Raw genomic sequence first — 15,913 nt, forward strand, 5'->3', positions numbered from 1 at the left:
CTTTATTTTAAATTAAATCAATCACTTGCTTGTGAGTAATTAATTTCTAATTTTACAAGAGCTTCTCTATTTTTATTTGATATTTTTAGCAAATCATTGTATGCTTCTTTCATTATATCAAGAACCATATTTTTAACTTTTTCAAGTTCTGATTTTTTAACTAATAAAATAATTTCATCATGTATTTGAGCAACCATTTTTGATTTCAATTTATTTTTATTTAAATTTTCAAAAACATTTATCATTGCAACTTTTAATATATCTGCTGCAGTTCCTTGAATTGGAGCATTAACTGCTGCTCTTTCACCAAATTGTTTGATCATATAATTTGAGTTATTTAACTCATAAATATATCTTCTTCTATTTCCCTGAGTTTCCACATAGCCATTTTCATAACCAAATTTAATAACTTCTTCTTTAAACTTTAAAATTTGAGGAAAAGCTTTATAATATGCTTTAATATATTCTTTTGCTTGTGCTATTGATATTTTTAAGTCCTTAGCCAAACCAAAATCACTTAATCCATAAAGAATCCCAAAGTTGAATACTTTAGCTACTCTTCTTTGCTCTGAACTTACTTTATCTTCTTCATTTAAATTGAAAATACTTCTTGCAGCTTCTGAATGTATATCTCGATCCATTGAAAAAATTTCAATTAGTTTTTCTTCTTTGACAATATCTGCAAGTACTCTTAGTTCAATTTGAGAATAATCGAAACTTAAATAAAGATTTTCTTCATTTGTAACAAATATTTTTCTTACATTTTTTTGTTCTTCATCTCTTATAGAAATATTTTGCATGTTGGGATAACTAGAACTTAATCTTCCTGTATTTGTAAGGGTTTGATTAAATATTGTATGAACTTTATTATCTGAATGAATAAACTTCTCAAAACCTTTTAAATATGTTGAATGCAATTTGCTATATTTCCTAAAAGCAATAATTTTTGAAATTACTGGATGCTTATCTTCTAATAAGTCCAATGTTTCTCTATCAGTGCTTCCTTTATTATAATCTGGCAGCTTTAATTTATCAAATAAAAGCTCTTTCAATTGTTTTGGAGATCCTATATTAAAATCTTCATCAATAAATTCTTTTAAATCCCCTCGAATTTCAAACTCTAAGTTTTTTAGTAATTCTAGAATTTCTTTTTCTTGATAAGCCAATTCTTGCTTATCAACTTCAATACCTTCAACTTCCATATCAATTAAAACTTTTGCAAATGGAAATTCAATTTTTTCATATAGATTTAGTTGCTCTTTTTCTTGTAATTGCTTTATAATTTCTTTTTCATATTCTTTAATAAATAAGGATTTGCTAACTAAATAGTCCATTTTAATTTTTTCATCAATTAAATGTGTTTTTTTAACACCTTTTCCAAAAATTTCTTCAAATGTTTTTATTTCATTTGAAGAATCAATCATAACAATGTGCTGTTCAAAAGTTGATTTAATGTTTGAATTAAGTATATAACATGCAATCATCATGTCATAGATAAAAAGTTCAGGTTTTATCTTATAGCCCATTTTTTTAAAAGCAATAACTGTCTTTTTAACATCATAAGTTTTAAACTTTGAATTTAGTAAAAAAGCTTGAAACTGATCATCTATTACAGATTCAGTTCAATTAAAAATATTTATCTCCTTACTAGTATTAAAAGAATAATAAAAATTACCTTTTGAATTAACAATTGACAATCCTATAACATCACTTACATGATAATTATCGTTTAAAGTTTCTAAATAAATATAATTGTGTTCATCATTAAATGTGTTATCTCATTTATCAAGTATCTTATATTCTAATTTTATTTCATCTGTAGTTTCTTCATTTTTAGAACTGTATTTTTTAAGAAGAGAGTTCATTTCATATCTAATAAAAAAATCTCTCATGTTTGCAAAATTAATCTCTGTTTTAGTAAAATCAATTTTATCTAAATTCATATCTTTATGAATTGTTGCAATTTCTTTTGAAAGAAAAGCATCATCTTTTCCTGCTATCAATTTAAGCTGTTTTGCACCTTTAATACTTTCAATATTATTATAGATATCTTCTAAGGTTTTAAACTCTTGTAATAATTCTTTTGCAGTTTTTTCTCCAATACCTGTAACACCTTTTATATTATCTGATGAGTCTCCTCTTAAACCTTTATAATCAATAACTTGTTCAGGACTAATTCCTCATTTCTCAAATAATTTTTCTTTGTTATAAACAATTAAATCACTTGTTCCAATTTGAGGAGATAAAACATAAGTTTTATCAGATATTAACTGATACATATCTTGATCACTTGTTAATATATGAGTTTCAGCTTCTTTATTTGATTCAAGAATTTTCGAGATAGTTCCAATAATATCATCTGCTTCATAATTGTCTGCTTCAAATCATTGAATATTTGCATTTGTTAAAAACTCTCTAACAATTGGAAATTGCATAATAAGTTCTGAAGGAGTTTTGGCTCTTCCAGCTTTATAATCTTTTAATTTATCATGTCTAAAAGTTTTTTTACCTTTATCAAATGCAACTTTTATGCAAAAATAGTCATTTTTTTCAATAATGTTCATAAGCATATTAATAAACGAATATACAGCATTTGTTGGTATACCACTTTTTGTAGTTAAAGTTGCTCTTCCATAAGAGCTATAAAATGCTCTAAAAATTAAAGCATTACCATCGACAAGCAAGAATTTATTTTTCATATTTTTTCACCATTAATTCTATAATAACAAAAAAAGTACTTGTAGTACTTTTTTTATATCTCTTTAATAACTTCAAGTAAAACCGCATTTATTTTATTATTAAATTTTTGAGTTTTTATTTTAATAATTAAATTTTTACCTAAATTTAATTTGGTTTTAAAACTATCATAAACAGATGAAAATACTGTTATCATCATTATTTCAGTTTCATCTGCAATGTCTAAAAATGCCATTTGATTGCCATTCTTATCTTTTTTAGTGACAATATTTTCTATATTAATTAAAACTTCACAAATAACTCCTTCATTTTTCAAAGTATTTAATGTTCTTAGTTTATCTCCATTTATTATTTTTTTTCTAATAATTGATAATGGATGAGATGATACAAAAAAACCTAAATATTCTTTTTCAAAACCAATTATCTCTTCTGGTTTATCTTTTCTTTTTTCTAATTCCAAAATAATATCTGGATCATTTAATAAAGTTGCTGTTGAAGCTAAATTAAATATCTGATCTTTTTTCAATATTAAATCTTTTCTTGAGAAACCAAAGCAATCAAATGCTCCTGAATAAACTAAAGCAATGTATCTTTGTTCGGTCAATCCCTTATCTTTCATATTTCCAATAAATAAAAGAATATTGTTAAATGCTGTTTTATTTGTTTTAAATAGCTCTTTAATATTTTTCAAAAATTCTGGACCAATATATTTTATTACATTTAAAGGTATATTTATCATATTGTTATGATAAATATACACACTATTTGGATTTTTAATTGTTGGGGGATTTATATTAAATCCTGCATTCTTTATTTCATTTAAATACTGTGAGGTTTTAACTTCATTTCTAATTGAACCATTTAATAAAGAACAATAAAAAGATGATTTATAATTTGCTTTTAAATATGCCATTCAATAACTTATTAATGAGTATGCAATGGCATGTGATTTATTAAATCCATATAAAGCAAATTTCTCAATATAAGCTCAAATTTCTGTTGCCTTATTACTAGTATATTGATTTTTAATTGCTGATTGTATAAATTCTTCTTTAAATTGAGCCATTAAATTCTTATCTTTTTTACCAATTGCTCGTCTAACAACATCTGCTTTACTTAAACTCATACTTGCTACTCTTTGCAAAATCTCCATAATTTGTTCTTGATAAACTATAATTCCAAAAGTTGGTTGTAATATATCTTCTATATTTTTATCAATAGAGTATTTTAATTCTTTATTATTTTTTCTTTCAATAAATAAAGGAATATTATCTTGAGGTCCTGGTCTATATAAAGCACTAGTTAATGCTATATCATCAACTGAGTTAACTTTCATTTTTATCAAAACATCTGTCATTCCAGGTGATTCTAATTGAAATATACCACTTGTATCTCCATTTCTTAAGAGTTCAAATGTTTTTTTGTCATTTAAAGGAATGTTTTCTAAAACTACATCCACTTTATCTACTATTTTAATGTTTCTCAAAATCTCTTGAATTATTGAAAGATTTCTTAGACCTAAAATATCTGTTTTAATTAAACCTATTTCTTCTAAATAGTTCATTGAGAATTGAGTTTGAGAGATTCCATTAATACCAATTTTTGTTGGAACAACTTTATATAAATCTATATTTGAGAATACAACTCCAGCTGCATGAGTTCCAGTTTGTCTTGGCAGTCCAATTATTTTTTCACTTATTTCAAAAATTTGAGGATATTTTTCTTTATACTTTCTAAGTGTTTCACTATCTTCTAAAGCAAGCGATAAATCCTTTATATTTTTTTCATTAATTTGTTTTGTCATATGATTTATATCATTTATAGACACATCAAAAATTCTTCCACAATCACGCAAGGCATTTTTTATTCCAATTGTTTGAAAAGTTGTTATTGTTGCAAAATGATTTTTTCCATACTTATTAAATAGATACTCTAAAATTTCTTCTCTTCTATCATCTTGAAAATCAAGATCAATATCTGGAAGTGTTATTCTATCTATATTTAAGAATCTTTCAAACAAAAGTTTTCACTCAATTGGATCTAATTTTGTAATTTTTAAAAGAAATGCTACTAAACTTCCTGCAGCAGATCCTCTACCTGGACCATATAAAATCTTTAATCTAATGCACTCATAAATTATGTCATGAACTATTAAAAAATAATCTTCAAAACCCATCTTATTAATAACTTCTAATTCATAATATAATCTAGTTTTATAAAGTTTTTTATCTAAAATATTTTTTAATAACAAATATTCTTCTAATAGTTCTTCACATATTATTTTTAAGTATTCTTTTGAGGGCATTTTTTTACTATTTGGATATTTTAAAAAATGCTTTTCATAATTGAAAATATTTTCAATATCAATTAAAGAAGTAATTTTTGAAATATTATTTACATGATTTTCAACTTTTATATAATTTGAAATTAACTCTTTTGAAAAATAATAATTTTTTTCTAAATTTGAAAGTTCTGTAATTAATTTTCCTTCTTTAATTGCAATCAAAGTTTTATAAACTGGATATTCATTTTCATGAAGAAAGTTAATTTCATTTGCAAAAACTACATTAGAGTGCTTTTTAAAATAAGAAGAATTATGTTTTGTAATCCCTATATAGAAATTTTTATCACTTAATATTGATTTAAATTTTTCTAAATATTTATCAACATTTTCAACTGAAAAACTAGATATAACTATAAGATCATTAGATATTGTTTTTCAAAATAGACTTTCTAAGTGTTCTAAATTAATTTTGTCATTTTGATTAATATAAGAACTAATATAACTTATTTCTTCAAAACCCTTATTATTTTTTGCATATATTAAAATATTTCCAAAAGATAAATCAAAACTTAATCCAATAACTGGTTTAAGTTTTTTTTCTTTTGCTTTTTCATAAAACTCTGCAGCACCATACATTGTATTCTTATCAGCATAAAAGGCAAAATCATGATTATTTAACTTTAAAAAATTCAAATAATCTTCTATTCTAATTGTAGAATTTAAGAAATTATAACAACTTTGAACATTAAATAAATTTAAATACTCCATATAAGACCTCACTTTTCTTATTTTACATCATTAATAAAAAAACACCATTTTATTAGTTTAAACATATCTTAGTAAGTATATTTTTTATAGTTAGCTTTATATTTCATTGTAAAATTTTTAAAGATTTTCCTTTTAATTTAAAAACCTTTTTAATAATTTTGACTTATAAAATAAATGTAAAAATATATTTTATAAAATAGCTCTATTCTATTTTTAAAATTAAATATTAAAAAATCTTCTAAATTAGAAAACCGGTATTATAATATTATTTTTATTATAAGTTTTATATTTAGAAGATTATATTTAATAAATTTAGAAACTATTTTAAATTATTTAACTTTTTTTATCTTATTAAAGAAGATTTAAACTATTTTAAGAGAGTTTAAATTTCAGATAATTTTAACTCCTGCTTATCTAAAAGCGAGAAAAAATTCTCTATTAAAATCGTTGATATTTTATTAGCTTCATATAAATTTTGTCCTACTATAATTTGTAAGTTTAGTGGATTTTTTGCATAAAATCAAAATAAACTACCATTTGCTCTTAAATATCAAAAAAATATTTTTATTTTTTTATAATTATCTTCAGTTTTCTTTAAATTTGCTATTTTTCTTTTTAAGTACTTTTGACATCTTTGAAAATGCTTATTAACTTGATCAATTTTGCTTGTATCTTCTATTTCAAAGGATTTATAACTTAATTTTTTTGGCATTTCTTGTCTTAATTCTTTAAATCCATCTAATGCTTCTTTTTTATTTAAAAACTTTACTTTTTTTAATCTTTTATATATTAGAAAATAAGCAAATATTAAAATTTCTAATAAGCAAATAAAATATATAATTGAAATTACAATAATATAACTTAAAAATTCTTTCTCTTCTGGTTTTATTAAAAAAGCTGCTCATATATATATAGAAGTCATTAAAACAAAAACAACAAATGTTTGAATATAAAACTTATAAAGCTCTCTTTTAAGAACTAAAAAATCCTTTTTAAAATTACTATAATTATTAAATGCGCTAATTACATTTTGAATTATAATTTTATAAGAATAAATCGAAAGTTGAATAAAAATTGGAACCAATAAAGAAAATGTTAACCCTACAATTATTATAATTAGATATCCTTGTCAATCCATTTTTTATATACCCCCTCTAAAAATTATAATTAATTCAACTTGCTACTGCTACTGCAATTGATATAACTGCTACTACTGCTGGCATAGCTCAAATAAATGGTGTTGCAGTTGCTGTGAAACTTACTAATACTGTTTTAGCAATTCTTCCTAAAGCTTGAGCTGCATTTATTGCAACACTACCTGCATTCCTAGCTTTATCTCATTTCTCGGCTTTTTCATCATAAGCAAGTAAAGCTCCTGATAAACCAGCTGTCACAAGACCTGAACCAATAGAAATTGCTGTACAACCTGCTGCCCATGGAATAGTTGCTCCAAGAGTTCAAGGAGCTGCCGCATAGAAACCTGCAGCTGCTACTGCAGAAGCTGCAGTTAAAGTTACAAATGAAATCTTTGCAGTTTTTAATCTTGATACTAATTCTCCATTTTTTTGATAAGCACTTGAAAATGAAATATTATATTTTTCCACATTTTCACTATTATTTATATAATTAAAACTCTCTTTATAAGAATTTTTTAATTTTGTTTCTTCTAAATATGAGTTAGTTAATGTACTATAATTTTGCTCCTGATATGTTGATATTTGTTTATTATATTCCTTTTCAAACTGAGGATATTTTGCTTTAATAAAGTCTAATGCTTTATCTAGACTAATATTTTGTTCAGTAAATTTATTAATTATTTTTTCAGATTCTTCTTTAGCTTTTTGTAAATAAGTATCTTTAATATTGTTTTGACTTAATTGTTTATTAACTATATTTTTATTGTTAGATACATCATTTGCAAATTGCAATGGCATATCTCTATTAAAAATATCAAAAGTCATTTTTTTTACTTCTGCTCATTCTACAGAATTTAAATTACTTTCATCACTTTTTACATTATTATGAATAACATTTTTTGATGAAGATAATGTTACACTAAAAGCTGAAGATGATAATCCTACTGATGTTAAAATTGATAGTAATTTTTTCATATATAATTCCTCTTAAATTATCTTTCTATATCATAATTATATTTCCATAACACTTAAATATTCTTTTATAATATAAAAACTCTTTTAAGTTTTCAGCATTTTATAGTAATTTTATTTCTATGATTTCTATTTATATTTTTTTGTAATTAGACATATAAATAAATAATAAAAAAAATCTTCTAAGTTATAGAATTTAATCTTATGATAAAATTTTCTATCATAAATTCTATATCTTGAAGATTACATTTATTATTTAAATAATTTTTTATTTTCTTCTATTAAAATCTTCTACAATTGTTTCATAAGCATTATTAATTTTTGTCATTTCTGCTTGTGCTTCAACCTTATTTGGGTTTTTATCAGGGTGATTTTTTTTAGCCAACTCTATATATCTTTTCTTAACTTCCTTTAAAGAACATCCTCTAACTAAACCAAGAGCTTGATAAGCTTGTTCTAATTGAGATTCTCCTTGATAAAAATCTGAATAAGATCTTGATTGATCATAACCTGCTCCTCCAACTGTATCTTCATTTGAATAACGACTTTGACTATTATCATTATTTCTTGTTCTTCCTCCATTTCTTCGTCTTCTTCCACCAAAAAGTAAATCAAATATAAAAATAATAAAAATAACATTCAATATTCTAAATATAAACCTTAATAATTCATCCATACTCTCACTTCTTTCTATTTAACAACAAGTCACACGATTAATAAAACTATTAACAATAATATAATTATATACGCTGTTAGTTTATAAATGAAATAATTTGCCTTTCCTTTTTTATTTTTATTATTAATTTCAGGTTTTTTTTCTTTTAAATGTTGTTTTTTTATTTCAGTTATAATTAGAGATTCGTCTTGATAGTTTTCAATTTCAAATTCTTGATCATAGCCTAATGTTTCACTGTTAATTACATTACCATTAAAAACTCCAAATTTATTATTTTGTTGCTTTTTCTTTTTTTTGCTATTTTTCAACTAACTCACCTTCTCTTCATATATATATTTTAATTAAATTTTTAACAGTATACTCAATCATTTCATCTAATAGTAAACTTTCTTCTTGTTTAATAGCTATAAATGTTTTTGGTTTTGTAACAGGATTTTTGGGAACATACATTGAACACACATCATCAAAAGGCAATATTGATGTTTCATATGTATCTATTTTTTTTGATATTTCTATAATTTCTTCTTTATCATATGTTAACACTGGTCTTAATATTGGTAAATCAGATACTTGATTTATAACATGAATTGATTCAATGGTTTGACTTGCAACTTGTCCTAATGATTCACCTGTAATTATTGCTTGTGCTCCTATAATATTTGATAACTTGTTTGCAATTCTGATAAATATTCTTCTCATAATTGTAATTCTGTATGATTCTTCTTTAATGTGCATTAACTCTTTTAAGATCATAGAGAAATCACAAACATAAAGTGAAAAATTAGCTTGATTATATTTTTCTATTTTACTTGCTAATTTAAAAACTTTGTCCAATGCTTCTTTAGAAGTATGGGGAGGTGTCATAAAATGTAAGAAATCAACTTGCATTCCTCTCTTTAAAGTTAAATAGCTTGCAACTGGTGAATCAATTCCTCCACTAAGCAATGATAATCCCTTACTACTTACTCCAACAGGAAGTCCTTTTAAAGCACTAATTCTAGATGTAAATATAAAAGCACCATTATGTTTTATAATAACTGTTAATTTTAATTCTGGATTGTGAACATCTACTTTAATATTTTGATTATTTTTTAATATATTTACAGCAATTTTTGTCTTTAGCTCCTGAGAATTTATTGCAAAGCCTTTATCTTTTCTTTCAACTTCAACTTTAAAAGTGCCTAAATGATTTTTGCATATTTCCAAAGTTTTGTTTAAAATAATTTCTTCATTTTTTTCAACAATTTCAACTATTGACAAAGAGTATATTCCAAAGATATTTTGCAGTATACTACATATTTCATCTAATTTTGATTGTTCTTTTATTTCTAAAACTAAGTTATTGTGATCTTTTTTATAAACTATAATTTCTTTATATTTCTTAAGCTTAAATTTGATATTTTGTATTAACTTACTTATAAAAGTATTTCTATTATTTCCTTTTAAAGTTAATTCTCCATATCTTATTAATACGTTTTTCATTGATTCCCTCTTTATCTAATTCGATTTTCTTTTAGTTTCATTAATATTTGTAAAGAATAACCAATCAATTGATCTAATTCTCTTTCTTTGAATAATTTTTCACAATTATAAATAACTTGCTCAATTCCTTCAACTTTACCAACATATCTTTCTAAATACACAATTATCTCTTGTGAAATGTAATCTAAAAAGATTGTGTCATTTAAATCTCTTGCAAGTATAAGTGTATCTTGATTGCATATTTCAATTTGATTTGAAATTCTTTCTTTTTCTTCTTGAGTTGTTATTTTTTGTAAATTTTCACGTGAATATTTTAATAATCTCAAGTGTAATTCTTGAATTGAATCAATAAATCTTTCTAACTCATAAATTGATTTAAATTGATTAATTTTAACATCAAGTTGATTTAAAATTGATTGAATAAAAATAACTTGATTAACTAATGAATCAATATTTGTGCTTTTGCTTTCAACTATTTTTGCTGATTTTTCTAATGCTGACATGTCTTTTAATGATTGTTCCATTAATTTTAACATTTCAGTTTTAATTTCAAATAAATTAATCTCTTCTCCGTTATTAGTTCCTAAATCAATTTGAGAAAATAATAAATCTGCTTTAGCTTTTGTTTTTCTAAAAGCTGCTTTGGCAATTTCAAAGTCATTTCTTTCTTTTGAAAATTGCTTTGTAATATCTTCAATTCTTGTAAAATCTCTTTCAAGTAGTCTTGATGAATGCTCTATCATATCAAATTTATTTCTAATACTTGGAGTTTTAACTTCGAAAAATGATTTTAGATTATCTTCATTTTCAACTGCACTTTTAAATGAATTTATTTGGTTAAATACCTCTTTTAAAGTTCTATTAGCTTTTTTAAATTGCAGTTTTTGTAATTCATTGTTAATTTTAATTCTTAAATTATCTATATAATTTTCAAGTTCTCCATATTTCATTGCATTTAAATGTAAGTTTTTTCTAACTGGTCCGAAAGTTATATGTTTATTTTTTAATTCAGTCATCATTTGAGGAATAACTGTTGTTATTGTAGATATAACATAAGGAATTGAATCTAAAAGTTCAATTAAAAAAATTAAAGCCTGATCTATTTTTAATAGATAATCTCAACTTTCTTTGTATCTTCCTTCATCTAATTTGAAATAAAACTCTTCAAAAAGACTTTCTATTTGATCAATTGTATCTTTTAATTTATCTTGATCAATTGCAATATCTTTAAATGTTGTCATAATAACTTCATCTTTTAGTATTCTGAATAACTCTTTTTGAAATGTTAAAGAATCTCTTTGAATAAATTCAATTTCTAAATTATTCATTGTTTCAATAAAAATTTCATGAACACTCTTATTAATAGTCATTGTCTTTTGATAAACTGCTTGAAATTTCTTTAAATTATTCAAACTTGGTCTAGTATTCTTTTTATCTTCAATTAAAGCTACAAAGTCTCTAAATACTTTTTGCATTTCTATTTCAAAAAGTATTTCATATTTAGTTCTTCAAATCATTAGTTCTTTTTCAAAACTTCCAGTTTCATCAAAAATCATTGATATTCTCATTAAACGATATTTTAATGGTGATTTTTTTAAATCATCTATTAAATCAATTGTTTTTGCAGCAGTTTGAAGAATTCTTTTATAAATACTCATCAAAACTAGAATAATTATTGCTGCAAAAAGGCAAGCAAAAAATATACATATTGCGCTTATGTATATCGGATTTTTAAATATTTGATCAATATTTCATAGTGGCCCCATTTTTTACTTCCTTAAAATCAAAATCATTATATCATATACAAAATTATTGAGTATTTTTTTCAAATAACTTATTTTTTAAACCCAATTTGATATATAATTATTTTTGGTTAATCTGCAATTAAACACTGTAAAACAATTAGTCTATAACTTATTTAAAAGTAACCCCTGCAGATGAAGGGCGAAATATATACTTCCTTTACTGGAGTTTAACCTTAGTTATGATTTTCCAAATAATATATATAATAGAAAAAAGAGGATATAGAAAATGTCAAGATATACAGGATCTACATTTAAAAAAGCTAGAAGATATGGATTTTCTATCTTAGAAACTGGTAAAGAGTTCTCAAAAGGTAAAAAAAGAACTACTGCTCCAGGTCAACATGGTGCAAGAAGAACAAAACTATCAGGTTATGGTCAACAAATGCAAGAAAAACAAAAAGTTAAATTTATGTATGGTTTAACAGAAAGACAATTTAGAAATACTTATGCAAGAGCTAAAAAAATTAAAGGAATTACAGGAACAATTTTCTTACAACAATTAGAATCAAGATTAGATAATGTAATTTACAGAATGGGATTATCTTTAACAAGACAAGGTGCAAGACAATTAGTTTCACACGGTCATATTTTAGTTAATGGTAAAAAATTAGATATTCCTTCATATGCAGTTAAAATAGGAGACATAATATCAGTTAAAGATAAAATGCAAAAAAATGATAAAATTGTTGAGTCATTAGCATCAAATGCAGGAACAGTTGAATTTGTAAAATTTGACAAAGCAAAAATGACTGGTTCATTATTAAGATTACCAGAAAGAAAAGAATTAAATCAAGAAATCAATGAAGCATTAATTGTTGAATGATACAATCGTTTAATTAAATAATAAAAAAGCAATAAATATTATTGCTTTTTTTTAGCTAAAAATTCATAAAAAAAGTAATTAGTTTTATTCTCTAATTACTTTATTGTTAACTAAATCTATGATTTTAGATGGTTTTCCTTTAAGTTCTCCATCTCAAAAAACTTCGCTTATATTTATATTAAATAGATCTAACTCTTCTTTTTTGCTTAAATATGGATTATTTGAATAATTAACACTTGTTGAAAATATCAATCCTGTTTTATTAATTATCTTTACCAAGTCTTTTCTTTTAACTTTTCTTAAAGCTATACTCTCATTTTTATAAGTATTCACTATTTGAGTAATTGGAATCTTTGATTTAACATTCTTTTTAAATTTTTTATTAATATTAATAATTTTTTTCAATTGCTTTAATTTAGAAAACAGTACAATTAATTGCTTTGATTCTTGAGATCTTTTGATTTTATTAATTCTTACTCTATTTTCTTCATTGTACAAAGCACTAAGTCCATATATACTATCTGTTGGCAATATGACAATTTTATTTTCTTGTAATATATTTATTGCTTTTAAAATATCATTTTTTGCAAGCATTATTTTGTTTTCCTTTGATAGTTATAGACTGAATTTAAAACAACGTATTCGGGCATTATTTTTGTTAATTTTTTAGCCAATTTATTAAAAGTTCCAAATATAATGTAGTTCTTCTTTTTTGCTTTTAAAGCTTTTTTTAAACTATTTTTTGCATAAACAGAAGAACTAATAGTTTTTGAGTTATTTCTTATTTTTGCTCTCTGCTCATTACTACTTCTATTCCAAAAATCAGTTTTCAATGCTCCTGGACAAATAGTTATAACCCTTGCTTTAGATTTAAGTTTCTTTAATTCCGTATTTATTGCAATACCAAAACTTAAAACATATGCTTTTGAAGCATAATAACTTGAAAATACAGGACCTGGTGTAAAAGAACCCATTGAAGCAATATTTATAACTCTTCCTTTATTTTTTTGTATAAAATATTGAGTAAATTTCTTAGTAAGAATATGTAATGATTTAATATTTAAATCAATCATGTTCATTTCTTTTTCCAGATCTGTTTCATGAAAATAACCTCAAACTCCATAACCTGCATTATTTATAACTATTTCAATGTCTAAATTCTTTGATTTTTCAAATAGTTTATATGAGTTATTTAAATCGCTTAAATCTAAGTTTCAAGTTTCTATTTTTAAATTACTATATTTTTTTTGAAGTTCTTGTAAACTATCTGTATTTCTTGCAACAGCAATAATGTTATACTCTAACTTTAATAACTCTTCACAATAAGCATAACCTAATCCTTTGCTAGCACCAGTTACTATAGCATAAGCTTCTTTATTTAGATTTTTTTTCATCATTTTTCTCTGTAGAACTATCAAATAAAACTTTTTTATTTGCATTTATATAAATTACAGCAGATAAAATTGAAAGAACTACTGTTACATACATTGGAATTAAAATAACTTGATTAATTCATCCAAATTGATTGAAATTATCTCAACATTGAGCTCCTAAGAAAAATAAAATACTCAATCCAACCATTTCCGCAGTTGCTCTAATTTTTCCCATTTTATTTGCAGCCATTACAACAGCTGAATTTGCTAAAATTTGTCTTACAACATCTATTATAAAATCTCTACATATTAAAATAATACACAATCATATTGGTAAAATACCAAAACAAGCAAATATAATTAATACTGAATTAGTTAGTAATTTATCTGCAATTGCATCAAAAAACTTACCAAAATTAGTAACCATATTGTACTTTCTTGCAACATAGCCATCTAACATATCTGTTAAACTTGCTACTATAAACAATATTCCTGCTATTAGATAAGTTAAAGGTAAATGATAGTTTCCTATTGAGAATACATTTAGATTCCCTAGTTGTGTTATAGCTTCATAATTAACTCAGCTAGCTGGAGTTAATAATAACAATATTACTATTACAGGTATTAATAATACCCTTACAAATGTAATTTTATTTGCCAAATTCATAAACTTGCCCTCTTTTCACATATTCTTATTATAATACAACACCATTAACTAAACTAATTAATATTAATTAAAAGGTTATAAAATAATTTCCTTATATTGAAAGTTCTTTATAACAAGAAAATATTAGTTTAAGTTATTTATTGCTAAATCCTTACTTTTCAATAAAAAATTAATAATTTTAGAAGAGTTTTAACTATTAAATATTTTTGATCATTATGTTTAAAATGAAAATTAGTTAACTCTAAACTATTTAAATTTTTTATAATAATAACTAGTTTATTTACTTCCTTTTTTAAAAAAAGTAACATTTATTTTTTTATGGAAACAGAGCAAGCAAAAAATATTGAAGAAAGAGAAGAAAAAATAATTTAGAAAAGTATCTATTGTCCCTTTACATTCTTTTTAATAGAAACACTTTTATAATAGTTTTTTTATTCTTTAAAGTATTTCATTATATAAATAATAAAAATCACGAATACTCGTGATTTTTATTATGCTCTGACTTTATTTTCTTTATAAGATTTTTGATTAATTACATTTGAAAATATCTCTATATTAACAATTAATCCCATAAATTCAGCATTTGCTGATGATAATTTTACAATATCATGAATTCACCCATATTCATCAACTAATGCATCATAATTAATAAAATAATCTAATCTTTTAATTTCATCTTGTTTTAATAAAACTTCTTTTGCTCAACAAAGAATATCACTAACATTTTCGCTTTTTGAAATTTTATTTAAGCTATTTAAAAAGTCTGAAATTTTCTCATTATTTATAAATCTAAATGATAGGTTTTCATATTTATTTATAACTCTTTGAGAATTTGATGCTAATTTTCTAACCACAAATTTTTCATTTAAATCTATTAAATTTTTTTCATGTTCAGTGTATTTTAGGAAATTCAAATCATGAAAAGCCTCTTTTATTTTTCTAAATCCTTCAGTTGCTGAAGATAAAAGAATTTCTGTACTTGCATAAAAAATATGATTAGCTTTTTTGGTTGTTAATAAATCTTGATTTTCTTGTCTTAATTGATTCAATTGATCAATTATTAAATCTATACCTTCAAAATTATCTGTACTAATTTTTTCAAATAGATTATCTACAGAGATTCTTATATCTTTCCCATTTAATTTTAGGTTTTTAAAACAATCCTCATTAAAATAGTTTAATAATTCTTCTACAGTATTTTTTAAAATTAAGTCAAAATTCATTTTTTAA

13 protein-coding genes are annotated in these 15,913 nt (G+C 23.3%); 1 reads left to right on the forward strand and 12 read right to left on the reverse strand.

Annotated features, from left to right (window positions below; all coding sequences use genetic code 4):
* Positions 1-2 precede the first annotated feature (2 nt).
* The 8 genes from polA to SFLOR_RS04775 all read right to left on the reverse strand — a co-directional run bounded on the left by polA (position 3) and on the right by SFLOR_RS04775 (position 11,781).
* Positions 3-2,699, reverse strand: coding sequence for a DNA polymerase I (gene polA, locus SFLOR_RS04740; RefSeq protein WP_100916924.1), 2,697 nt, complete (start codon positions 2,697-2,699; stop codon positions 3-5).
* Between the two features lie 53 nt (positions 2,700-2,752).
* Positions 2,753-5,749: a DNA polymerase III subunit alpha gene (dnaE, locus tag SFLOR_RS04745; RefSeq protein ID WP_100916925.1), complete on the reverse strand. Its 2,997-nt coding sequence runs from the start codon at positions 5,747-5,749 to the stop codon at positions 2,753-2,755.
* Positions 5,750-6,131: 382 nt separating this feature from the next.
* Positions 6,132-6,887, reverse strand: a complete 756-nt coding sequence (locus SFLOR_RS04750; protein WP_100916926.1) for a hypothetical protein — start codon at positions 6,885-6,887, stop codon at positions 6,132-6,134.
* A 16-nt stretch (positions 6,888-6,903) separates the two neighbouring features.
* Positions 6,904-7,860, reverse strand: a complete 957-nt coding sequence (locus SFLOR_RS04755) for a hypothetical protein (RefSeq protein WP_100916927.1) — start codon at positions 7,858-7,860, stop codon at positions 6,904-6,906.
* 265 nt (positions 7,861-8,125) lie between these two features.
* Positions 8,126-8,533 (reverse strand): J domain-containing protein, encoded by a 408-nt coding sequence (locus SFLOR_RS04760; RefSeq protein WP_100916928.1) that lies wholly within the window; start codon positions 8,531-8,533, stop codon positions 8,126-8,128.
* A 14-nt stretch (positions 8,534-8,547) separates the two neighbouring features.
* A complete protein-coding gene (locus SFLOR_RS04765; RefSeq protein ID WP_100916929.1) occupies positions 8,548-8,841 on the reverse strand; it encodes a hypothetical protein in 294 nt (97 codons plus the stop codon).
* Entirely contained in the window at positions 8,831-10,015 is a 1,185-nt protein-coding gene (gene thiI, locus SFLOR_RS04770; protein WP_100916930.1) for a tRNA uracil 4-sulfurtransferase ThiI, read from the reverse strand. Before thiI ends, SFLOR_RS04765 begins: the two co-directional genes overlap by 11 nt.
* An 11-nt stretch (positions 10,016-10,026) precedes the next feature.
* Complete coding sequence (locus SFLOR_RS04775; protein ID WP_100916931.1) at positions 10,027-11,781, reverse strand: septation ring formation regulator EzrA; 1,755 nt, start codon at positions 11,779-11,781, stop codon at positions 10,027-10,029.
* 265 nt (positions 11,782-12,046) lie between these two features.
* On the opposite strand from SFLOR_RS04775, the gene rpsD reads away from it, so the two are divergent.
* Positions 12,047-12,664 (forward strand): 30S ribosomal protein S4, encoded by a 618-nt coding sequence (rpsD, locus tag SFLOR_RS04780; protein WP_100916932.1) that lies wholly within the window; start codon positions 12,047-12,049, stop codon positions 12,662-12,664.
* Positions 12,665-12,727: 63 nt separating this feature from the next.
* On the opposite strand, the gene SFLOR_RS04785 is transcribed toward rpsD, so the two are convergent.
* The 4 genes from SFLOR_RS04785 to SFLOR_RS04800 all read right to left on the reverse strand — a co-directional run bounded on the left by SFLOR_RS04785 (position 12,728) and on the right by SFLOR_RS04800 (position 15,906).
* On the reverse strand, positions 12,728-13,237 hold the full coding sequence (locus SFLOR_RS04785) for an L-threonylcarbamoyladenylate synthase (protein ID WP_100916933.1): 510 nt from the start codon (positions 13,235-13,237) through the stop codon (positions 12,728-12,730).
* Positions 13,237-14,037: an SDR family NAD(P)-dependent oxidoreductase gene (locus SFLOR_RS04790; RefSeq protein WP_100916934.1), complete on the reverse strand. Its 801-nt coding sequence runs from the start codon at positions 14,035-14,037 to the stop codon at positions 13,237-13,239. The genes SFLOR_RS04785 and SFLOR_RS04790 overlap by 1 nt, the downstream gene beginning before the upstream one ends.
* Positions 14,018-14,683, reverse strand: a complete 666-nt coding sequence (gene pgsA, locus SFLOR_RS04795) for a CDP-diacylglycerol--glycerol-3-phosphate 3-phosphatidyltransferase (protein WP_100916935.1) — start codon at positions 14,681-14,683, stop codon at positions 14,018-14,020. The genes SFLOR_RS04790 and pgsA overlap by 20 nt, the downstream gene beginning before the upstream one ends.
* 491 nt (positions 14,684-15,174) lie before the next feature.
* Positions 15,175-15,906 carry a hypothetical protein gene (locus SFLOR_RS04800; RefSeq protein ID WP_100916936.1) on the reverse strand — a complete coding sequence of 244 codons (732 nt, stop codon included), beginning with the start codon at positions 15,904-15,906 and terminating at the stop codon, positions 15,175-15,177.
* Between the last annotated feature and the right edge of the window lie 7 nt (positions 15,907-15,913).

Origin of the sequence: Spiroplasma floricola 23-6 (assembly GCF_002813555.1) — a bacterium.
GTDB lineage: Bacteria > Bacillota_I > Bacilli_A > Mycoplasmatales > Mycoplasmataceae > Spiroplasma_A > Spiroplasma_A floricola.